A 21,466-nucleotide genomic window follows, 5' to 3' on the forward strand; every position below is an offset into this window, starting at 1 on the left:
TAAACCCAATGAAAAAACCGCTGACAGAAATCAGCGGTTTTTCAATCATTTTATCATACGATTATGAAGATTTAGTTCCTGTATAGGATAAAGGGATAACTGATTAAGCTTTGCAGCAATTTTGTCTGCTCCATCACTTGGGTGTTCTGCGTATATTTCAAAGAATTCCCCTTCGTACTCTTGTTTTGCATGATCGTAGCGTGGGTCATAATAATGTTCAAGCAAAATTCGAATCATTTCAGGATAATTTCGAGCTGTTAACGTATCAATGAGTGATTTTTTTATGTCAGAATCCTTAATACGTCTTAACACCTTTTCAATACCATCAGAAATCTTATCGAAATACCATGTTTCCTCCTGGTATGGCTCTACATACTCGGAAACAAGATGTTTTACCCGTTGTTCAATGGGGGTGTTGAGATTAATGTTAATACCCTCCATTTTTTTATCCATTAATTCTTCAGATTGAACAGCTTTTCCAATTCTTTTGCTTTCTGCTTCAACCAGAAAATAATCGGCATCTTTTATGTCTAAAAGTCCCTTAAATAAAAGGGAATCAAAGGTTTTTTGGTTATGGCCGTCACTAAGACCAATCGTTCCGAATATCGACCCGCGATGCCCCGCCATCTCTTCAAGATCTAAGATGGGGTAACCTTTCTTTTCCAATATCTTTAAGACCTCTGTTTTTCCAACACCAGTCAATCCGTGGAGGACAATTGCTTTGTTAGGAAGCATGGTCGGCAGTTGTTCAAGGATATAGTGACGGTATGCTTTATAACCACCTACTAAACGCCATGAATAAATTCCAGCAAACTCTAAAAATGTAACCACGGCCTTACTTCGCATTCCACCGCGCCAGCAGTGGATAATAAGCTCCGTATCGCTGGAACCGCATTTCTTTATCGTTTGAAGGAGTTCAGGAATTTTGGGAGAGACAATTTCCATTGCTTTCCATTTTGCAACTGCCGATCCCTCTTGTTTGTAAATGGTTCCAATTATTTGCCGTTCTTCATTTGTAAATAAGGGAACATTGATTGCCCCCGGAATTGCGCCATCATTAAATTCAATCGGTGAGCGTATATCAATGATTACCGGGTTCTTTATCGTAAAAAGGTCTTCAACCGCCATTTCTTTCATATAATCTACGCTCCTCGTATAAGTATTATTTCTCGAAAAATACAATATCTGGTTTAAACAAACAAAACTTCCACAATGGGAAGTTTTGGAAAAACGAACATGATCAAAAATTTATTTCCTCAAATAAGTATAAACACATTATATAAGATATATCCCCATTTTTCAAGAAACCGGCAATTACTGCATATAATTGATATTTTTTCTACTAGTGAAATGGTGTTCCTGTTAATCTTTCGACTGCATTACAAAACTGATTCCAGTTTTCCGGAAAGCTCTTAGTTCCTTCACTTTCATAGACTTTACCTTTTGTGATTAACTTTACAGACCAGTATTTCCCTTCGATAATTATTCCGTCTTCACTTCGATAGGTTGGTTTCCACTCCCAGATATTCATACTATAAAGTTCCCGTTTAAATTCTTCTACGTCGCCAGGAACTATCGCTTGGAAATCCGAAAAGGGCTGATGATTTTCTTTATTTCGCCACACCAAAGCTGCAAAACGATTTTTCACGAAATTAACGCGAACTTGGTAAGAAATGTCACCAAACCCTTCAAGAGAAGCAATTAATGAAAATGGATATTTATCTGGGTGAATTGAAATTCTTCCACCGTTTATGCGAAATAAATCCTTTTTTCTTGTGACAATCGATATAATCTGTGCAGGAAGGATTGGTTTTTCGCGATTTGAATTAAGAACCTGATTGACCTCTTGGCAAATTGCGGGAATAGGTAATGGTCCTTTTTCTTCTAGAATAGAAAGTATCGTTTCATAAACCCTCATAATCCCTCATCCTTACTAAAAGCTGGTTAGTTTAGCTGTTAAGCAACAGCAGTTAAAAAAAACACTTCCGTAAACTAAATTATAGTAATAATAGGAGATTCCCGCAGTAACAAATGACACGTTGCACTTAAAAGGTCTACTCACGTGGAAGAGAGTAGACCTTTTTCCTATAAGATTTCTGATTTTGATTTGAACACTGACATCAACTTTTCTAGCTCTAACAGGTTTTGACTGTTAAATAAATCGACAATTTTACTACCGACAATAACTCCATCACAGTATTTTGTTAAGTCTATTATTTGATCTTGACTTGAAATACCGAAGCCTGCCAATACAGGAATGGGACTCACTTCTTTTACTGCCATTAAAAATTGATTCAATTCGGAATCATATTCATTTCTTGCCCCCGTTATCCCCTTAATGGTAACCGTATATAAAAAACCTTTTCCCTTGCTTGAAATGGTCTTAATTCTCTCCATCGGTGTTGTCAGCGTAACAAGTCGAATCAATTCTATTTCTGCTTCCTCAAGCTGTGGCGTAATGATTGCTTCTTCTTCGATTGGCAAATCCGGAATAATACACCCGTCCACACCGGCCTGGCGAATATCTTTGACAAATTCATTGATTCCATAGGAATAAATGGGATTCATGTAGGTCATCAGAAGGATTGGAACAGAAACCTCCTGCCGCGCTTTTCCTATTTCTGCAATAATCCCCTGTAAAGTGGTTCCGTTTTCAAGTGCCCTAATACCTGCCCGTTGAATGGTTGGTCCATCGGCAACAGGGTCTGAAAAAGGGACCCCCACTTCAATGGCAGTTGCACCATATTTCTCCAATAATATAAGACGGTCAACCAGACAATCCAACCCGCCATCCCCTGCCATTATGTAGGGTACAAAAGCTTTGTTTTTATTTTCTTTCAATGTTGAAAATGCTTGCTCGAAACGGTTCATTATTTATCTCTCCTCTCTCAGCCGTGATTTAACGGTATCAACATCTTTATCACCGCGTCCTGATAGACAAACGACGATATTTTTTGATTCGTCCATTTCTGCAGCTAGTTTTACAGCAAAAGCAATGGCATGTGCACTCTCTAATGCAGGAATGATCCCTTCAAGTTTCGATAAAAGCTGAAATGCGTCTAGCGCTTCTTTATCTGTAATTGAGTGATAGGCTGCTCGACCAATGTCATGTAAATAGCTATGTTCTGGTCCAACGCCTGGATAATCAAGGCCAGCCGAAATGGAGTGCGCTTCTTGAATTTGGCCATTGTGATCTTGTAAAAGATACATCAGTGCACCATGTAATACACCCGGACTCCCTTTTGTTAACGATGCTGCATGATATTCTGTATCAACGCCCTGCCCTGCAGCTTCCACTCCATATAGACTGACGCTCTCATCCTCAATAAAAGGGTGGAACATCCCCATTGCATTGCTCCCACCGCCAATACAGGCGACCAGAGCATCTGGAAGCGTTCCTACACTTAATTGGAATTGTAGTTTTGTTTCCTTTCCAATCACACTTTGAAAGTCTCTTACCATTTGTGGAAACGGATGTGGTCCCATAACAGAACCCAATAAATAGTGGGTATCATCTACATTTTCTACCCAGTATCTTAATGCTTCGTTTACTGCATCTTTTAATGTCGCACTTCCAGAAGTAACACTGACAACCTTTGCACCTAGCAATTCCATTCGAAATACATTTAGTGCCTGCCTTTTGATATCTTCCTCACCCATAAAAACGATACAATCGAGATTTAATAAAGCGCAAACGGTGGCAGTTGCTACACCGTGCTGACCAGCTCCTGTTTCAGCAACAATTTTCTTCTTTCCCATCCGTACCGCAAGGAGTGCCTGCCCAATGGCATTGTTAATTTTATGAGCTCCAGTATGGTTTAAATCTTCTCTTTTCAGAAAAATTTTAGCTCCTCCCGCATGGCGGGTTAAGTTATCTGCAAAGTACAATGGCGTTTCTCTACCAACATAGTTTTTTAACAGCTGCCCTATCTCGGCTTGAAAGGAAGGATCCTTTTTAGCACTTTCATAGGCTTCACCTAGTTCAATTACTGCCTTCATTAATGTTTCCGGGACAAATCTTCCTCCAAAAATACCGAAGTGTCCACTTTCATTTGGTAATGTATATGTGTTCATTCCCTTTACCTCCCCACAAATGTGCTTTTTGCTATATTAATAAATGATTGAATCTTTTTTATATCCTTCTTCCCATCGGTTTCTACACCGGAGCTTACATCTACCATGAAAGGCCTAATAATTTTTATTGCCTCTTCAACATTGTCTGCATGCAACCCGCCGGCAAGGATGATTTTTTTGCTAGAAAGCAAATGAGGATTAACCTCATCCCAATTAAATACCGTCCCATTTCCACCTCTGTATTTCCCTTTGGGGCTGTCTAGCAGGATGAAATCGTTTGATAAATCAACCAAAGCGGCTAAACTTTCATTTCCTTGAAAACTAATGGCTTTTATGACCGGCAGTGAAAGCGATTCACTGAATGAAGCACTCTCGTCTCCGTGTAATTGAATATGTGTAAGCCCAACAGCAGAAGCGATTGTTTCTATGTTCTCTCTTGTTTCATTGACAAACACACCGACCTTGAAGACCTCTTTGGGCAAATGTGCAATAATCTCTTTTGCTTTCTCAATGGAAATTCTGCGCTTACTTTCAGCAAACACAAACCCCAGCGCATCTGCCCCGTATTCAGCGGCCGCAATCCCCGTCTCAACATCGGTTATTCCACAAATTTTTACTTTCACCTTTTTACACCTTCTTTAAGCGGTATGCGAAAGTCCGAAAATGATTGCTTTACATCTGAACTTTTCATCAAAGCTTCTCCAACTAATATCCCGTTTGCTCCTGCATTCCTGACTCGCTTTACATCCTCTGGATGTTGAATTCCGCTCTCACTAATAAGGTAAGCCCCAGAGTTTTTTACAGTAGAAGCTAACTTTTCTGTTACTTCCAGCGAAACTTGAAACGTTTTTAAGTCCCGATTATTCACGCCAATCAGCTTTGCGCCCATTTTTAGGGCCCTGTCGAGTTCCTGCTCATTATGGACCTCAACTAATACCTCCAGGCCTAAGCTTTTAGCATATTCAAATAGGTCTCGCAAGCTATCATCATCTAAAGCTGCTACTATTAATAAAATAATATCTGCCCCATGAAACGCAGCAAGATTAATTTGGAGCCGATCAATGATAAAATCCTTACATAGAATCGGCAGGTTTACTTTGCTCCGAACTGCTTTTAAGTCGAAGTAAGATCCCTTAAAAAAGGTTTGATCTGTAAGGACAGAAATCGCTGAAGCACCATATTCTTCGTATATCGAAGCCTGATAGGATGGGTCAATTGTGTTGTTAATGATTCCTTTTGATGGAGATGCGCGTTTAAATTCAGATATAATCGATATTTCACCGGCTGTATGCAGCTTTTGTATAAAAGACCGTTTAGGGTGCACAGTATCTAGTTTTGGTTGGTTTACTTCTCGAAGGAGACGGACCTCTTTTTTCTTTTCATCAATGATTTTATCTAAAATTGTCGCCACTTATATCGCCTCTTTCTGACCTGCTGCATTTGATTTCTCAATCACCTTGTTTAATTTTTCATATGCAGCACCAGAATCAATGATTTCACTCGCTATTAGGATACCTTCCTTAATGGAGTTCGCTCTCCCCGCTGTGTAAATACCAAGTCCCGAATTTAGTAATACTGTATCTCGGTACGCACCTTTTTCTCCTTTTAGGACATTGATTAATATTTCAGCATTCTCCTTAGAGTCCCCACCTTTAATATTGCTGTTATCGTATTGAGGTAGATTTACTTCTTCAGGATTAAATGTCAGATTGGTAATCTTCCCATCCTCTAAAATGGTTAAATGATTTTCACCCTGGAGTGATGCTTCATCCATAAAGCCAGCTCCATTAACGACAATGGCACGCTTGCGGCCCAACTTTTGAAGAACTTCAGCAAACACATTTAAAAGATCTCTCCGATACACGCCTAGCAATTGATAGTCCAACTCAATCGGATTAGTTAGCGGGCCGATAAAATTAAATATCGTTGGAATCTTAAGTTGTTTGCGAACCATCATTACTTTCTTCAATTTGGGATGAACATTAGGTGCGAATAAGAAGGATATTCCGATTTCCTGCAGAATTTCTTCCGTTCTTTGCGCAGATAGATTTAAATTTACTCCTAAGTATTCAAGGACATCGGCACTGCCTGTTTTACTTGAGACACTTCTGTTTCCATGTTTGGCAACAGGGATTCCGGCACTAGCAATAACAAACGCTGAAGTGGTACTCACATTAAAACTCGAAGATCCGTCTCCTCCAGTCCCACAATTATCAAGAACACCTGGAAATTCCTCTTTAAATTTCAAAGTATTTGCTTTCATGGCTTTTACAATCCCGGTAATTTCTTCGACTGTTTCTCCTTTTGATTTCAAACCCATTAAAAAGGCAGCAATTTCAGATTCTGAAACTTCCTCACCCAAAATAAAATTAACGGCTTCTTTCATCTCGTTTTCAGAAAATGATTCACGTTCAGCTAATTGGAGTAAGTAATTCTTCATTTTTCTTCATCCTTTCTATCTCATTTAAAAAGTTCTTGATGATTTCCTTTCCCGAAGGAGTACCAATTGACTCGGGATGAAACTGGAGACCGTAAACAGGAAATTGACGATGTTTTATGGCCATAATTTCCTGATCCTCTTCAGAATACGCGATACACTCTAGTACGTCAGGAACACTACCTTTTTCAATAATTAAGGAATGATACCTCATCACATCTAGAGGGTTGGGAAGCCCCTTAAAAAGCCCTACTCGATGATGCGATATCATCGATGTTTTACCATGTTTGATGAGTGCTGCTCTTTGAATCTTTCCACCGAAAGCAGCACCAATGGCCTGATGACCAAGACAAATCCCTAAAATCGGGATTTTATTATAGAAGGTTTGAATCACTTCAATACAAATCCCGGCTTTCTCTGGTTTCCCTGGCCCTGGGGATAGAATAATTGCTTTGGGATTTAAATCTTTGATTTGCTCCATGGTTAACTGGTTATTTCTAAAAACCGTAATTTGTTCCCCTAATTCTCCAAGGTATTGATAGAGGTTGAATGTAAACGAATCAAAATTATCAATCAGTAAAATCATTTCACACCCTCCAAGAAAGAATTAAGTTTATTTATCGTCTCTTGATATTCTGACTCAGGATTCGAGTCAAACACGATTCCCGCACCCGCTTGAATATAGGCCGAACCCTCTTTTAAAACCATGGTTCGAATCGCAAGGGCAAAATCCATATTTCCATCTGCTGATAAGTATCCAACGGCCCCTGAATATAAGCCTCGTTTTGATTTTTCCAACGAGTTAATAATCTCCATGGCCCGAACCTTAGGAGCCCCCGAAACGGTCCCTGCAGGAAGACAGGCAGCAAGAGCATCGATTGCCGTTTTACCTGTAGTTAATTGGCCGCTTACTTCTGACACAAGATGCATAACATGGCGGTATTTTTCTACTGTCATATACTTATCCACTTTAACGGTGCCGAACTCACAGATTTTCCCAAGATCATTTCGGCCAAGGTCCACAAGCATCTTATGCTCTGCAAGTTCCTTTTCATCACTTTTCAATTCATTTTCTATCAGCAAATCTTCTTCAGTCGTTCTCCCTCTTCTTTTTGTTCCAGCTATGGGATTCGAAATGACTGATCCAGCTCTTGTTTTAATTAAGCTTTCGGGAGATGAACCAATAACGGTATAAGCTTCAAAATCGATATAGAACATATAAGGAGTGGGATTATTCGCACGGTGCTTACGATAAAGTGATAAAGGTTCTCCGTTAAATGTTGATTTCATTCGTCTTGAAAGGACCACCTGAAAAATATCTCCAGCTAAAATATGTTCTTTGGCTATTTCTACATTCTTGATAAAAGCTTCTTTTGTTGTTTCTGAGACAAATCCGGAAAAATAAAATGGATCGTCTGTTGCATAAAATGTTGGCTTCTTTAGTTCCTCTATCCTTTCATTAATCCTTTTTTCAATTAAAGCAATATCGCTCTCCTCTGATAAAGGACAACCACAAATCAAAACCTTATCTTCAAGGTGATCAAAGACAATGACCTCTTCATAAAACATTAAATGTACATCCGGCATCTCCATTCCGTTTGGATGTTCCTCTCCAATCACTTCATATTGCCTGATAATGTCATACCCCACATATCCTACAGCCCCTCCAATAAACGGAAAGGGAAATTCCTCATGATCGATGGGACGGATTAGTTTTTTTAACACTTCGAGAGTGTTACCCTTTATAACTTCCTTGTTCCCATTCCTCGAAATAATCTCGTTGCTATCACCGCTCGAAATGAGCTCAAAGGCTGGATCAGCACCGATGAAGGAATATCTTCCAGAATCATTGTACTTATGGGAACTTTCCAATAAAAACTTCTTATTCCCACTCATTTTTTGTAAAATGGAGATTGGTGTAAGCGTGTCTCCTTTGATCTCTTTTATCAAATAACCAGATTTTACTTCCATTTTCCGACTCCCTTCGAAAATAAAAAAAATCGTCCTCTATATGCGCAAAAATTTACGCATATAGAGGACGATTCTATGGTCGTGGTGCCACCTCCATTTGAAGCAGATAGAAAACCTGCTTCCTCTTCAGATACGGAACATTTTTGTTCGATATCCTATCCTTTTAACGGTGGAGCTCCGTGCATCCCTACTGATAATTTCAAGATGCCTCTCACAAGTCCATTCCACAAATCCATTCTTATCAGGCTCCCACCTACCCCGACTCTCTTGAAAGAATAAAATTAGTGTACTCCTCTTGCTCAACGAGTTAAGTATTAATAATTACTATTGATTGATATTTATCCTACGCAAAAATACCATTAATGTCAAGAGTAAATTTTTGAATATTCTAAATGGAAAAAAACTTATGATTTTCCAAAACAGTTGTTATTTAGCTTATTCCAATTAAAGGAACCCTATTCCGGGGTTTTTTTTTATCTATAAGCTAATAGTAATAATAGCATAAACATGAAGGCGGGATAGAAGATTAATGGAACATATTGAACATTTAAGCCAAAATCCAAAAGCTGCAAAAAAGAAACAATCTGCAGCTGGACAAAAGCGGTCCGATGAGATATCTAATCAAAAGTGGGCGATACTATCACTGTCTTCCATTCCTTTAGTCATGACATTGGGGAATTCAATGTTAATACCAGTTCTACCTTCAATGGAAAGTAAATTATCCATATCTTCTTTCCAAACAAGTATGATTATTACGGTTTATTCGATTGTTGCTATTTTTTTAATACCTGTTGCAGGATATTTATCAGACCATATTGGTCGAAAAAAGGTTATTATCCCTAGCCTCATCATAGCAGGAATTGGCGGACTTATCTCAGGATTTGCCGCATGGAAACTCGATGATGCGTATTGGATTATTTTAGCAGGCCGAGCCCTCCAAGGGGTCGGTGCTGCCGGAGCTGCCCCTATTGTCATGCCCTTGGTTGGTGATATGTTTAAGAATGATGATGATGTTAGTTGTTGTTTGGGACTAATAGAAACATCTAATACGTTTGGAAAGGTATTAAGCCCTATTTTAGGGGCTTTTCTAGCGGGATTCATTTGGTATTTGCCGTTTTTTTCCTTTCCAATATTTTGTGTAATTTCTGTCTTAATGATAATGTTTCTGGTCAAATGTCCAAAATCAACTAATAAACCAATTCCCTTTAAAGATTTTTTCATTAATGTGAAGAAAACCTTTACAGAAAAGGGCCGTTGGCTTTATGCTATATTTTTTATTGGCGGCATCCTAATGCTTGTCCTATTTGGGATATTGTTTTACCTTTCGGAGATTTTCGAAAAGGAATACGATATTAAAGATATTAAAAAAGGATTTTTTCTGGCCTTACCACTCGGTGCACTTTGTCTTTCATCCTTTATAAGCGGCAAGGTGATCAAGAAAAACAAAGTTTTGATGAAATGGATAACATTTGCTGGAATTATCGCTACCGCCTTATCCATTGGTGCATTATGGTTTTCAATCAAGCTTTGGTACATGATCACCATGTTTCTTATCAGCGGAGTTGGTATCGGTGCAGGTCTTCCATGCTTAGATGCATTAATTACCGAAGGCGTTGAAAAAGAAGAAAGAGGAACGATCTCATCTATCTACAGTTCGATGAGATTCATTGGAGTGGCTGCAGGACCTCCGATTATTGCCTTGTTATTAAAAAATGCGACTCATTGGATTTTTATTCTATTGGGTAGTCTCAGTATCATTGCAGCGATTGTTGCTTTGCTAGCTATCAAGCCCCAAGGACAGGAATAAAAGGGCTGAGGAAATTTCCTCAGCCCTTTCATTTTTGTCATTATTTCACTGGTTTTTTTAGAAAACCAATTAATAGTGCGGATACTACTGAACCAACTAAAATAGCTAGTGCGTATTGAAGGGCACCATTTTCAACCAATGGGACTACAAATATTCCGCCGTGCGGGGCACGGAGTCCAATCCCGAAGGCCATTGACAGCGCACCTGCGATTGCTGAACCTGCCATAACCGAAGGAATGACACGCAATGGGTCTGTTGCGGCAAATGGGATTGCCCCTTCAGTAATGAAGGATAAGCCCATAACATAACAAGCCTTTCCAGCATCTCTGTCTTGCTCATTAAATTTATTTTTAAAGAAGGTTGTTGCAAGTGCAATCGCTAGCGGCGGTACCATACCAGCAGCCATAATTGCTGCCATTGGCTGATAAACACCACTTGCTAAAAGGCCTGTTCCAAATACATAGGCTGCTTTATTTACTGGGCCACCCATATCAAAAGACATCATAAGTCCAAGCACAATCCCTAATAATACGGCATTCCCTGTTCCAAGACCTGTTAACCAATCTGCAATTTCCTTGTTTACCCATGCAACAGGATTGTTTATGACATAATGCATCATAAATCCCGTAATCGCTATTCCTAAGAGTGGGTAAATTAAGATACTTTTAATTCCTTCAAGAGAACGTGGAAGTCCTGCAAAAACTTTCTTTAACAGCAATACAATGTAACCTGCTAGGAAACCTGCAACCAAACCACCAAGGAATCCGGCTCCACCATGAGCTGCCATCATTCCTCCAACCATACCAGGGGCGAAACCTGGACGGTCTGCAATACTGAGAGCAATAAATCCTGCAAGGACAGGGACAATTAATGCAAATGCATTATCTCCGCCAATAGCCTTAATTACAGCAGCAATTGGATTGTAGGATGGGTCATCTGGATTTGCTGAATTATATCCAAACATAAAGCTTATTGCGATTAATATACCACCACCAACAACAAAGGGAAGCATGTTTGAAACACCATTCATTAGGTGCTTGTAAAAGCCATTGCGAGAACCTTTTTGATCCACTGCTCTTTCACTTTGGCTGTTATTACCTTTAAAAATAGGGGCATCTTGTTTTTGTGCTTTGTCTATTAATTGTTCTGGACGACGAATTCCTTCAGCAACCGCTGCCTGAATCACGTGCTTACCTTTGAACCTTTCCATCTCAACATTGATATCGGCTGCAATAATAACTGCTGTCGCATTTTCAATTTCATCTTTTGTCAGGATATTTTTGGCACCGCCTGAACCATTTGTCTCTACCTTTATATCTACACCCATTTCAGATGCCTTAGCTTTTAAGGAATCGGCAGCCATATAGGTATGGGCAATACCTGTAGGACAACCGGTAACTGCCACAATAAAATTCTTTTTATTAGTTAAAACCGTTTCTTGTTTTTCCTCTTTGTCATAACGGTTAATGGTTTCAATGATTTCTTCAGGAGTAGTTGCCTTTAAAAGCTCATATCTTACTTCCGCTTTCATCAGCAAACCAGATAGTCTTGCTAATGCTTCTAAATGTGTATTATTCGCACCTTCCGGGGCAGCAATCATGAAGAATAAATGTGCAGGTTTCCCGTCTAATGATTCATAATTAACACCTGCGGCTGATTTTCCAAAGACAATCGCTGCTTCATTTACTACCTTTGTTTTCGCATGCGGAATGGCAATTCCATCCCCAATACCTGTTGTACTTTGTTCTTCACGTTTTAAGATTGCTGCTTTAAATTCAGAACGGTCCGATATTTTCCCCGCCTTAAAAAGGACCTCAACAAGCTGATCAATCGTTTCTTCTTTTTGGTTACCTTCAATATTTAATAGAATCGTATTTATTGATAATAATTCAGTAATTTTCATGATTGATTTTCTCTCCCTTAACGAATCTCTTTAATATGAACTTGCGGAAGAAGTTCTTCTACTTTTCCCTTCGAACATAAGCCTAGTGAAAAGGCAGTTGCACTACCTGATGCAACACTATACCGAAAAGCTTCTTCAATATTTCCAGTTTGTTCATATGCTGCCAAGAAACCTGCAACCATAGAATCCCCCGCACCAACTGAATTTTTCACTTCACCACTTGGAACTTTTGCGAAAATTACTTTTTCGCTATTGATCAGCACCGCCCCTGCACCAGCTAATGAAACAATGACATTTTCCGCACCCATTTCTACAAGCTTTTTGCCATAAGGGATCACTTCTTCTGCGGTAGTAATGCTTGTGTCAAATAATTCACCTAGCTCATGATGATTCGGCTTGATTAAAAATGGATGATAGTGAAGGACCTTTTTTAATAAATCGCCTTCTGCATCCACAACAAATTGTGCTCCGTTTTCACTGCAAATTTTTACAAGTTCCTCATAGGTTGTTTTAGGTAAGCTAGCAGGGATACTCCCAGCTAGTACTAATAAATCGCCTGCTCCTAAGTGTTGAATTTTTTGTTTTAGAAGTGCGAAGTTTTGTTCTGAAATGTTTGGACCCAAGGCATTAATTTCTGACTCTTGACCCGTTTTAATCTTTACATTGATGCGTGTATCTTCATCAACCTGAACAAAATCCGTATCAATATCTTCATTTTGAAGATATTGGTCGATATAAGCTCCAGTAAAGCCACCAATAAACCCAAGTGCCTTACTTTTGCATCCAAATTGTTTTAATACAGTTGAGACATTGATTCCTTTTCCGCCCGGAAACTTTGCTTCATTTACTGTACGATTTAACTCTCCTAGCTGAAAGCTCTCGAGTTTGACTATATAGTCCACTGAAGGATTTAAAGTTAATGTATATATCATGATGTCACTACCTTTATAGTTGTTCTATTTACGTATTGCATCTGCGTTTCATCATCTACTACATCGGTAATAATGGCTGCCTCTCGGATATCGGCAATTTTGGCAAACGAGATTTCAGCAAACTTTGTATGATCCGCTAATACATAGGTTTCTCTTGAAAGAGCAATTGCCTTTTGCTTCACCATTGCTTCCTCCTGGTCTGGAGTTGTAAAGCCAAATTGTGGATGGATACCATTAACACCCATAAAACATTTATCAAAACGGTATAGATCTAGGCCCGCTAAAGCTCCCCTCCCGATGAAAGCATTTGTATTCTGCTTTACTAAGCCGCCAATTAAATAGGTTGAGATGCCTTTATCCAATAATGGTTTTAAATGCATTAACCCATTTGTGACAACAACGATATCCTTTAACGGTAGGAATTCAATCATTTCAATCACAGTTGACCCCGCATCAAGATAAATGCAATCACCCTCTTCAACTAAACTGGCTGCATATTGGGCAATCAACCGTTTTTCTTGAAGGTTTTTGGATGATTTCTCAATCATGCTGGGCTCTTGAAGCTTTCCTTGTAATCTTGAGGCACCTCCATGGATTCTCTTTAAGAACTTTTGGTCCTCTAATTGTGAGAGATCTCGGCGAATTGTTGACTCCGAAGACTCGGTTAACTCCATAATTTCATTTATTTTAACTACATTTTTATCTTTTAATAATTGCATTATAATTCGATGACGCTCTGGCGTTAACAAGTCATCACCACCTAAATTTTTTATTATTCATAATTACATAATACTGAAAACGATTCCATAAATCAATCATTTTCTTTCAAAAACAATCAATGTTTGAATGTTTTTGAATGTTATTTGAGATTTTATTGGATTGCAAAATTTTTTCTGCACAAAATTTAATTAATATGATACAATTTATATGGTTATTTAAGAGATAATGCGGGTGTGGTTTAATGGTAGAATTTCAGCTTCCCAAGCTGACGGCGGGGGTTCGATTCCCCTCACCCGCTCCATAATATGAAATGGAGAAGTACCCAAGTGGTTATAAGGGGGCGCACTCGAAATGCGCTAGGACGGGTAACCGTTGCGTGAGTTCGAATCTCATCTTCTCCTCCATACATATTCTTTCAAAAAACACGACGGATTATCGTGTTTTTATTAATTTAAAAAAACGCCGGAGATTTCCGGCGTTTTTTCGTAGACTTATTGATAGGGACTTAACCATTCAGGATTCCTATGCACACAGATCGGACATTTCACCGTTTCTGGTTGTAACGAGTTAAAGGATTGACCACAATCCAAGCATTTCTTAGCATGAATAGGTTCCTGATAATCAATTTTCCCCTTTATTTCTGTGTTGATTTGGATGGCACTCTCTTGACAAATATCTACACAATCGGTGCAGTTTACACAATTATTACTTTCGATTTGTAAACTAGTGTCCTTTAATTGAAACACGTTTTGGCTACAAAAGGTAAAACAAGCTTTACATAATGTACATTTGTCCTTATCCAGCTCTACTGTGTAAAATTGATATTCCGGGTAATAGTTTGCTAGATTCCACTCATTTGCTTCCAATTTCCATAAAGCCGGTGTCAAACTTTTAACTAGCCTTTTTCCACCTGACTGCATTGATGTGAATAAATCTCTTCGCGAAAGTTTTTCATCATTCTTTCTCTGAACCACCTCAATGGGGCTTTGATCGAGTTGACTTAGCTTTCTATTGGTCTCAGCTAATACAAATTTCCATTTATCATTTAGTGGTGCCCCGTTAAGTATAATCGCGTTTAGACCTCTTTTTTTATAGATCAACAATTCCTTTTCAATGGGTGTGTAATCTTCCTTATATATAAGGGTCTTCTTTTCAAATTCCCTCGATACGACAATTCCTTCGATTGCTGACAACGGACAGGCGATGACACAATCGCCACATGATGTACAAAGTGACTGATTTATTTCTATGGATTGCTGATTGATCTCTAATGCCCCGCACTTACACGATTCAAAGCATAAGGTGCAGTTGGATCGAACATTTCTGTTTCGTGAACATTTATTGGTAATCTTCAAATCTACATGCATACTTTCAAGCCACTTTACTAAAAAAGACATCTGATCACCTGCTATAAAAAGCTGCAGGACGTTTCATCCTTAGTTCTGCAGCTAGCTATTTCTTAGTTTCTACGCCTCATGAACTGGACATTTTCGCATCTTTGTGCGGAGTTATCACGATGTTAGGATGGGTAATCGCATTACTTGGCATCCCTTTAATTTGACTTACACTTCCATACTTCTTTCTTAACTCTTCGACAGGGCCAAATTCAATCGCCCGCATTGGACAGGTAGATACACAAACAGGTTCCTCGCCTTTTTTCTGTAGATCCATACAAAAATCGCATTTATCCGACTTAAAAACCTTTTTATTATATTGCGGAGCCCCGTAAGGACACGCCTTAACACATAATTGAACCCCTTGACAAATCTCTTGATCAATTGTTACTACACCAGTGTCTTTATTCTTTACAATTGCCCCTGTTGGACAGCTGGGTAAACATTTCGGGTGGGTACAATGATTACAGGCAATCGAAAAGTAATAAGCTTTGATGTTATGGACTATCCCCTTGTTCGGCTGCTGAATATAAGACCCTTCTTCATATGTGTATACCCTTCGGAAATTAATTCCGACATCGAGATTATTTTTATCCTTACAAGCCACACTACAGGCTTTACACCCTGAACAGAGACTTTGGTTAATATAAAATCCTAACTGTGCCAACTTATTCACTCCCTACGCTTTTTTCACTTCAACCAAGTTCGTTAGTTGTGGATTTGATTTGGCGAGGGCTGTTGGCCGTTGTGAAGTCAGCACATTTACAGAACCCCTTTGGTCAAGTCCATCTTTATCAGGCGTAAACCATGCTCCCTGAGGGATACCCGCCACGCCCGGAGTGATTCTTGGAGTTACCTTTACATCGATATAGATTGAGCCTCGCTCATTGTATACCTGAACTCGATCACCACTTTTTATACCACGTTTCTCTGCATCTTTTGGGTTCATCCACATCTCTTGCTTAGCAGCTTCTTCGAGCCACGCTTGGTTATCATAGGTAGAGTGACATCTCCGTTTATAATGCCAGCTAATCAACTGCAACGGAAACTTGTTAATAATTGGGTCTTGTGGTCCTTCCCATGAAGAAATGTATTTCGCAATCGCTGGAATTTCATCCTGCTGATTCATATCCCATAATGCCTTCGAGAATAACTCAATTTTACATGAAGGAGTTTCGAACGGATGTTTCTTAAGATCATCAATTTGCTCTTTAAAACCGATAAGTGGTGAGTCATATTTAAAATGATGAACCCCGTTTCTTCGGAATTCCTCAAACGAAGGGAAGTCAGGTGTCAACTCTTTCCTAGTTCTCTCCACACTTTCTTTAACAAGGTCAAGTGTCGTTTTTCCTTCAGTGAATTTTTCCTTTAGTCCCAATTTATCTGCCACTTCTGCAAACACATCGTATTCATCTCGGCATTCAAACAGCGGGTCAATCGTTTTATCACCAAATACTACGTAATCACCAAAACACCAAGGGACGCCAATATCATATCGTTCAAAGAAGGTAGTTCCCGGAAGTAAAATATCCGCATATCTTGCACTTGGTGTCATAAAAATATCACTGACTACAATGAACTCTACTTTACTATCATCTTCAAGAAGCTTGGTTGTTTTATTGATATCAGCATGCTGATTAATTAGCATATTTCCTGCCATATTGAAAATTAATTTGATGTTAGTCGTTAATTTATCAGTTCCTTCTAATCCATCCGCTTCTGTCATTTCTGTTCCTTTTTCAACAGCCTTTGTCCAAAGAAAGCATGGAATCGAAGCTTTAACAGGGTTTTCATATGAAAATGGATAAACAATGTCCGAACGGCTCCAATATCCGGTCCCGGCTGCCCAACCACCTAACTTGCCAACATTTCCTGTTAGGCAGGCAAGCTGGGCCCCACCACGCATGAATTGTTCACCATAAGCTTGTCGCTGTGCTGCCCAGCCTTGAATAAGTGCAGCAGGTTTAGATTTAGCATATTCCCGTGCAATTTCTTGAATTTTCCCTGCAGGGACGCCGCAAATTCTCTCGGCCCATTCAGGTGTTTTCTCGATCCCATCTTTTTCGCCCAATAAATAGCTTTTTAAGGATTCACTCTTTGCTACACCAACCGGCATATGGTCTCCGTCAAATCCAATACAATACTTATCCAGAAATGCTTGGTCATGTAATTTTTCTTTAACGATAACGTAACCCATTGCATCCATCAGCGCATTGTCAGTCGTCGGAAGAATCGGAATCCATTCATCCGCAAAAGCTATGGCTGTATCGGTATAACGCGGATCTATAACAATGATTTTAGCGCCGTTTTTCTTTGCTTGCATTAAATATTCTCGGTATGGAGTTGAAAAAATCATTTCCGAAGGGTTTTGACCCCATAAAATTATGTACTTTGAATGTAAAAGACTATCAAAGCTGCTGCCTGTATTATTCGTGCCATATGTATAGGGTGTGGCTACATTTCCCGCTCCGGAACTATAGTCATTTCGATAGTTTAAAAAGCCGCCTGTAAGAGACAATAATTTTCTTGCTGCATTTTTCCCGCCATGTAATCCCCAACTTTGACCGGAGGCATAGTTTACATATCTTGATTCAGGACCATATTTATCACCAATTCGTTTCACTTCAGAAGCAATCGTTTCAATCGCTTCCTCCCAAGATATCCTTTTAAATTTCCCTTCGCCTCGTTTCCCAACCCTTTTCATAGGATACTTTAAGCGATCTGGATCATATAGCATGTTTCGATAATTTCTCCCCCTCACACACGCCCTAAGTGGAGGTGTTGATAAATCGCCGCTTTCTTGTGTATCGGTACTTACGCGAACAACCATTCCATCTTTAACATGTGCCTTGATAACACAGCGGCCACCACAATTATTAATACTGCATGTTGAAATAATTTTCTCTGTATCTTTTGCTTTAGCTGTCTTTGTCTCTTCTTTATGATCAACAAGCATCTTCGTACCAATACCGCCGGCAATAACAGGAACTCCTATCGCCCCTGACCATTTCAAAAATGTCCGACGCTGCATTTTATTTGATAATAGATCCTTCAAGGTATTCTTATCTGACATCGGGTAATGCCTCCCTTACTTCAAGTAAAGTGGTTAAATCAAAGGTTAATAAGTCCTCGAGAAGCATGGATGCTCCGAGGTACAACTGACTATTTGTCTGTTCAATTATTCGTTTACAAAAATAAGGAATCCACATCGTTAAATGGTTTTCAAGAAAGTGAATTTGGCTTGATATTAATTCCACTAGTCTATCAGTCTTAGTTTCTTGTAAACATGAATCTACAAGATAAATCATAAATTCCAATTCAAGTAATAGGTGATCATCAGGCTCATTATTCTCGTTTTTATATTGAAGTCCAAAAAGATGGTATTGCTCCCTGATTTGATAAGTCCATTCCTCAAATAGCAAGTGCTCTCTACTCCGATAATAAGACTCCCAAGGTGGTGCTACTAGCGGGCCCGGCCCAATAAAAAGGCGTTGATATTCTTCATTCTCCCTGTCAATTTGTTCAGCTGTCATATGTTCAAAAAAATTGCGAAGTATTTTTCCGCCATCATGAATTTCTTCTAATTCCTGCAAGTTACCATTATTTTGAATTCCCACTAATAACTCACCCGTAGCAGGCACCGAAAATAGCAAATGAAGGAGCTGAAAATATTTTTTTCTTGATAAAAAAAACGGCTGTAATTGAATATGTAATGTTTCTGTCGTTGTCGTTGTAGTCATCTCTTCTCTCTCCCTATTTGTGAAATAATTCACAAGTATAGTTAATACCTGTCACCACTTTCTTTGTCATGATTACTTTTTTACAAATTTATCTTACCTTATTCCGTCAATATAGGAATCCCATTATGGAATTATTCACATTTATTTCAAAATGGTATGAAATAATTATGGAAATTTCTACAACACGAGAAAAATATTGATATCAATGCTACACAGTTTTTCTTGTTTAATTAAAAATGTGTATAATAGTAAGGATGAATACTTTGCAGAGGATGATATTTTTGAATATTACTGGACACTCAGTTGAAAAATTAGAAGATCCATTTGGTTTATTATCAGGTGACCGTTATGAGTTTTTCTTAGAACTCGCTGTGGATGAAGAGGATGAGCTTTACTCGGATAAAGGAGTGGGCCTTAGAGCCATTTTTGTAAGCGATGAAAATGGAGACAAAATTACCAACTTTTATCTTTATGAACAAGGTAGCGAAAAGGTGCTTGATTTTGAACTCGAAGAGGATGAAGAAGCACTAGTTCTAGCATATTGTAAAGAAAATGCAAAAGAATAAATAAAAAAGCAGGGAGTGATGAAATCTCCCTGCTTACCTATTGATCACATAAAGTTCTTACTATGGTTGTGAATAACTTGTAATTCTTTAGTACTTTCAGTCATTTCACTTTTGCAGATTGGACATAAAGGCACTTCAGTGCTTTTAAAATTGTCGCGAATCCAGCATTTACACGTGTCTGAACTACATACCCAGATTTTAGTTTCTTCTAATTTGATTTCCTCATCATTTTTTCTACCAAACGCCAAAACGATCACCCCTTGTAATTAGTGCATGACTGTTTTAAATACTATGTTTGTTAGCTAAATAATATGGAAAATATCAAACATCATTTAGCAGCAGCCTATTGACTTTGAGTCTACTTTTCTCGCAGTAAAAATATCATATAGATAAAAGGTGATGCTAAAAATGGTGCATCACCTTTATTATAAAAGAATTAAACTGTTTTAACGTTAGAAGCTTGTGGTCCACGAGCGCCTTCAACGATTTCAAAAGAAACTGATTGGCCCTCTTCTAATGTTTTGAAGCCTTCAGATTGAATTGCTGAAAAGTGAACGAATACGTCTTGACCGCCATCAGCTTCAATAAATCCAAATCCTTTTTCTGCATTAAACCATTTAACTTTACCGTTGTTCATGAAAAAACCCCCAAAATATAGTTCACTTTTAATTTATTACATATAAAAAATAAAAAAGACGTACTGACACGTTTGGGCATAGACATCACCCACATTTTCCGTGCAGTTACGACTACTAAACTATAAATATTTAACTAACTTAAAAGCGTAACTTTATTTTACCCTATTTTAGCCTTACAGTCAATAAAATTTCAAAATGCAGGAAATTAATAAACACTGATGAAACCCTTTCTTTGTTTCATTAGTGTTTATTAAAATCACCTTGTAAAAATATTTCAATGAAATTGACGACAAATTTTTGTATATCAGCTTCCATGCCAATATAATCAAGAGTATTAACCGGTTCTTTATCAGGTTTTGGTCGAAAATCAGCGATGCTTTTGCCTTTGGCATTGCCAAATTCCTCAACTCTTACTCTTCTCGGGATATACTTTACTAAATCCGGTTCCGTTATTGCCATTAAAGGGACCACATCATGAAGAGGCGCTCCTTTAATTCCGGGTACATTCTTCTGATAGGCTTTATAGTAATAATCAAAGGCTGGTTTTAACAACGGCTTGAAAGGTGTCGGGCTGTTTTTACTTAGATAGTCAATAATATCTGGAGTTATGAGTGCTTTATTTGTAATATTTAACGGAAATAAATAAATATTATGAGCCTTTTCCATGACTGTGTTTGCCGCAATCGGATCAACAAAAAAATTCGCCTCTGCCTCAGCAGAAATATTCCCGGGGACCAGAAAAGCCCCTCCCATAATATAAAATGCGTTTACTCCCTTTAAAGCATCATTCCCATATAGGATAAACATTAATGCTAACTCTGTCAGTCTTCCTACAGAGACAATCACAAGGTCGCCTTTATACTGATTTACAATTTCAAGAACTTTGTTAATATCATAAACTTTTACATTCTGAATTGTATCGGGGGGCTTGATTGGTCCTAATCCCTCTTTGCCGTGTATCTCAGCATAATAAACGATTGGTTCACCTGATAGAGGTCCTGCGGCACCAGCTATGATTGGAATATCCTCTCTTCCTCCTAAAGTTAACAGGTAGGCTGTAATCTTAACCGATTTTTCTTTTGGTGTATTTCCATAACCACTGACAATGCCAACCAAGTTTATTTTTGGATTTAGTAAGGCATACATGATTGCAAATGAATCATCGATACCCGGATCAGTGATCATGAGTACATTAACAGCCAAAGTATCTCCCCCAATATTTACAATAAATACATTTATTAAAAATATGCAGTATCGATGGATGCAAGAACTGCAAAAACCGAT

Annotated in this window: 21 protein-coding genes, 2 tRNA genes and 1 other annotated feature; of the genes, 4 read left to right on the plus strand and 19 right to left on the minus strand. The window is 38.5% G+C overall.

Annotated elements, in window-relative coordinates:
* Positions 1-45: 45 nt before the first annotated feature.
* The 9 genes from mnmH to trpE all read right to left on the minus strand — a co-directional run bounded on the left by mnmH (position 46) and on the right by trpE (position 8,482).
* Positions 46-1,137 (minus strand): tRNA 2-selenouridine(34) synthase MnmH, encoded by a 1,092-nt coding sequence (gene mnmH, locus BDR01S_RS02720; protein ID WP_066256634.1) that lies wholly within the window; start codon positions 1,135-1,137, stop codon positions 46-48.
* 205 nt (positions 1,138-1,342) lie between these two features.
* Entirely contained in the window at positions 1,343-1,918 is a 576-nt protein-coding gene (locus BDR01S_RS02725; RefSeq protein WP_066256637.1) for a hypothetical protein, read from the minus strand.
* 167 nt (positions 1,919-2,085) lie between these two features.
* Positions 2,086-2,871 (minus strand): tryptophan synthase subunit alpha, encoded by a 786-nt coding sequence (gene trpA / locus BDR01S_RS02730; protein WP_066256640.1) that lies wholly within the window; start codon positions 2,869-2,871, stop codon positions 2,086-2,088.
* A gap of 3 nt (positions 2,872-2,874) precedes the next feature.
* Positions 2,875-4,074, minus strand: coding sequence for a tryptophan synthase subunit beta (trpB, locus tag BDR01S_RS02735; RefSeq protein ID WP_066256642.1), 1,200 nt, complete (start codon positions 4,072-4,074; stop codon positions 2,875-2,877).
* Positions 4,075-4,079: 5 nt separating this feature from the next.
* The gene (locus BDR01S_RS02740) at positions 4,080-4,697 is read right to left on the minus strand and encodes a phosphoribosylanthranilate isomerase (protein WP_066256644.1); all 618 of its coding nucleotides are present in this window, start codon (positions 4,695-4,697) and stop codon (positions 4,080-4,082) included.
* Positions 4,694-5,485 (minus strand): indole-3-glycerol phosphate synthase TrpC, encoded by a 792-nt coding sequence (gene trpC / locus BDR01S_RS02745; RefSeq protein WP_066256649.1) that lies wholly within the window; start codon positions 5,483-5,485, stop codon positions 4,694-4,696. Before trpC ends, BDR01S_RS02740 begins: the two co-directional genes overlap by 4 nt.
* A complete protein-coding gene (gene trpD, locus BDR01S_RS02750) occupies positions 5,486-6,514 on the minus strand; it encodes an anthranilate phosphoribosyltransferase (protein WP_066256654.1) in 1,029 nt (342 codons plus the stop codon).
* Positions 6,486-7,097: an anthranilate synthase component II gene (locus BDR01S_RS02755; RefSeq protein WP_066256657.1), complete on the minus strand. Its 612-nt coding sequence runs from the start codon at positions 7,095-7,097 to the stop codon at positions 6,486-6,488. The genes trpD and BDR01S_RS02755 overlap by 29 nt, the downstream gene beginning before the upstream one ends.
* The gene (gene trpE, locus BDR01S_RS02760) at positions 7,094-8,482 is read right to left on the minus strand and encodes an anthranilate synthase component I (protein ID WP_066256658.1); all 1,389 of its coding nucleotides are present in this window, start codon (positions 8,480-8,482) and stop codon (positions 7,094-7,096) included. The genes BDR01S_RS02755 and trpE overlap by 4 nt, the downstream gene beginning before the upstream one ends.
* Before the next feature lie 60 nt (positions 8,483-8,542).
* Positions 8,543-8,794: a binding site (T-box leader), on the minus strand.
* Positions 8,795-9,011: 217 nt separating this feature from the next.
* Here trpE and bcbE point away from each other — a divergent pair.
* The gene (gene bcbE / locus BDR01S_RS02765) at positions 9,012-10,289 is read left to right on the plus strand and encodes a bacillibactin exporter BcbE (protein ID WP_066256661.1); all 1,278 of its coding nucleotides are present in this window, start codon (positions 9,012-9,014) and stop codon (positions 10,287-10,289) included.
* A 40-nt stretch (positions 10,290-10,329) separates the two neighbouring features.
* On the opposite strand, the gene BDR01S_RS02770 is transcribed toward bcbE, so the two are convergent.
* The 3 genes from BDR01S_RS02770 to BDR01S_RS02780 are packed head-to-tail and all read right to left on the minus strand — an operon-like array spanning position 10,330 to position 13,873.
* Complete coding sequence (locus tag BDR01S_RS02770; protein ID WP_066256663.1) at positions 10,330-12,192, minus strand: PTS fructose transporter subunit IIABC; 1,863 nt, start codon at positions 12,190-12,192, stop codon at positions 10,330-10,332.
* Between the two features lie 17 nt (positions 12,193-12,209).
* Positions 12,210-13,124 (minus strand): 1-phosphofructokinase, encoded by a 915-nt coding sequence (pfkB, locus tag BDR01S_RS02775; protein ID WP_066256666.1) that lies wholly within the window; start codon positions 13,122-13,124, stop codon positions 12,210-12,212.
* On the minus strand, positions 13,121-13,873 hold the full coding sequence (locus BDR01S_RS02780; protein WP_066256669.1) for a DeoR/GlpR family DNA-binding transcription regulator: 753 nt from the start codon (positions 13,871-13,873) through the stop codon (positions 13,121-13,123). The genes pfkB and BDR01S_RS02780 overlap by 4 nt, the downstream gene beginning before the upstream one ends.
* 198 nt (positions 13,874-14,071) lie before the next feature.
* Here BDR01S_RS02780 and BDR01S_RS02785 point away from each other — a divergent pair.
* Positions 14,072-14,145 (plus strand) — tRNA-Gly (locus BDR01S_RS02785).
* 11 nt (positions 14,146-14,156) lie between these two features.
* Positions 14,157-14,248: transfer RNA gene (locus tag BDR01S_RS02790), tRNA-Ser, on the plus strand.
* Positions 14,249-14,335: 87 nt separating this feature from the next.
* On the opposite strand, the gene BDR01S_RS02795 is transcribed toward BDR01S_RS02790, so the two are convergent.
* The 4 genes from BDR01S_RS02795 to BDR01S_RS02810 form a co-directional block, all read right to left on the minus strand.
* Positions 14,336-15,241 carry a 4Fe-4S binding protein gene (locus BDR01S_RS02795; protein WP_066256672.1) on the minus strand — a complete coding sequence of 302 codons (906 nt, stop codon included), beginning with the start codon at positions 15,239-15,241 and terminating at the stop codon, positions 14,336-14,338.
* 76 nt (positions 15,242-15,317) lie between these two features.
* A complete protein-coding gene (locus tag BDR01S_RS02800; RefSeq protein WP_066256675.1) occupies positions 15,318-15,905 on the minus strand; it encodes a DMSO/selenate family reductase complex B subunit in 588 nt (195 codons plus the stop codon).
* Between the two features lie 12 nt (positions 15,906-15,917).
* Complete coding sequence (locus BDR01S_RS02805) at positions 15,918-18,311, minus strand: DMSO/selenate family reductase complex A subunit (RefSeq protein WP_235846476.1); 2,394 nt, start codon at positions 18,309-18,311, stop codon at positions 15,918-15,920.
* Entirely contained in the window at positions 18,301-18,978 is a 678-nt protein-coding gene (locus BDR01S_RS02810) for a TorD/DmsD family molecular chaperone (RefSeq protein ID WP_066256681.1), read from the minus strand. The genes BDR01S_RS02805 and BDR01S_RS02810 overlap by 11 nt, the downstream gene beginning before the upstream one ends.
* A 272-nt stretch (positions 18,979-19,250) precedes the next feature.
* Between BDR01S_RS02810 and BDR01S_RS02815 the strand changes: the two genes are divergently transcribed.
* Positions 19,251-19,544 (plus strand): DUF6509 family protein, encoded by a 294-nt coding sequence (locus BDR01S_RS02815; RefSeq protein ID WP_066260197.1) that lies wholly within the window; start codon positions 19,251-19,253, stop codon positions 19,542-19,544.
* A 44-nt stretch (positions 19,545-19,588) separates the two neighbouring features.
* Here the strand turns inward: BDR01S_RS02815 and BDR01S_RS02820 are convergent, their stop codons facing one another.
* From BDR01S_RS02820 to BDR01S_RS02830, 3 genes are all read right to left on the minus strand, one after another.
* Positions 19,589-19,792, minus strand: a complete 204-nt coding sequence (locus tag BDR01S_RS02820) for a cold-shock protein (protein WP_174523423.1) — start codon at positions 19,790-19,792, stop codon at positions 19,589-19,591.
* Positions 19,793-19,980: 188 nt separating this feature from the next.
* Positions 19,981-20,181, minus strand: a complete 201-nt coding sequence (locus BDR01S_RS02825) for a cold-shock protein (RefSeq protein WP_066256683.1) — start codon at positions 20,179-20,181, stop codon at positions 19,981-19,983.
* Between the two features lie 241 nt (positions 20,182-20,422).
* A complete protein-coding gene (locus BDR01S_RS02830; protein WP_235846477.1) occupies positions 20,423-21,385 on the minus strand; it encodes a nucleoside hydrolase in 963 nt (320 codons plus the stop codon).
* Positions 21,386-21,466: the final 81 nt, after the last annotated feature.

This window comes from Neobacillus drentensis NBRC 102427 (assembly GCF_001591445.1).
GTDB lineage: Bacteria > Bacillota > Bacilli > Bacillales > Cytobacillaceae > Neobacillus > Neobacillus drentensis.

Excerpts from the sequence above, each read along its gene's own strand:
- mnmH (WP_066256634.1), bottom strand. The coding sequence starts at position 1,137 with ATGAAAGAAATGGCGGTTGAAGACCTTTTTACGATAAAGAACCCGGTA.
- BDR01S_RS02725 (WP_066256637.1), bottom strand. The coding sequence starts at position 1,918 with ATGAGGGTTTATGAAACGATACTTTCTATTCTAGAAGAAAAAGGACCA.
- trpA (WP_066256640.1), bottom strand. The coding sequence starts at position 2,871 with ATGAACCGTTTCGAGCAAGCATTTTCAACATTGAAAGAAAATAAAAAC.
- trpB (WP_066256642.1), bottom strand. The coding sequence starts at position 4,074 with ATGAACACATATACATTACCAAATGAAAGTGGACACTTCGGTATTTTT.
- trpD (WP_066256654.1), bottom strand. The coding sequence starts at position 6,514 with ATGAAGAATTACTTACTCCAATTAGCTGAACGTGAATCATTTTCTGAA.
- BDR01S_RS02755 (WP_066256657.1), bottom strand. The coding sequence starts at position 7,097 with ATGATTTTACTGATTGATAATTTTGATTCGTTTACATTCAACCTCTAT.
- trpE (WP_066256658.1), bottom strand. The coding sequence starts at position 8,482 with ATGGAAGTAAAATCTGGTTATTTGATAAAAGAGATCAAAGGAGACACG.
- bcbE (WP_066256661.1), top strand. The coding sequence starts at position 9,012 with ATGGAACATATTGAACATTTAAGCCAAAATCCAAAAGCTGCAAAAAAG.
- BDR01S_RS02770 (WP_066256663.1), bottom strand. The coding sequence starts at position 12,192 with ATGAAAATTACTGAATTATTATCAATAAATACGATTCTATTAAATATT.
- pfkB (WP_066256666.1), bottom strand. The coding sequence starts at position 13,124 with ATGATATATACATTAACTTTAAATCCTTCAGTGGACTATATAGTCAAA.
- BDR01S_RS02795 (WP_066256672.1), bottom strand. The coding sequence starts at position 15,241 with ATGTCTTTTTTAGTAAAGTGGCTTGAAAGTATGCATGTAGATTTGAAG.
- BDR01S_RS02805 (WP_235846476.1), bottom strand. The coding sequence starts at position 18,311 with ATGTCAGATAAGAATACCTTGAAGGATCTATTATCAAATAAAATGCAG.
- BDR01S_RS02810 (WP_066256681.1), bottom strand. The coding sequence starts at position 18,978 with ATGACTACAACGACAACGACAGAAACATTACATATTCAATTACAGCCG.
- BDR01S_RS02815 (WP_066260197.1), top strand. The coding sequence starts at position 19,251 with ATGATATTTTTGAATATTACTGGACACTCAGTTGAAAAATTAGAAGAT.
- BDR01S_RS02825 (WP_066256683.1), bottom strand. The coding sequence starts at position 20,181 with ATGAACAACGGTAAAGTTAAATGGTTTAATGCAGAAAAAGGATTTGGA.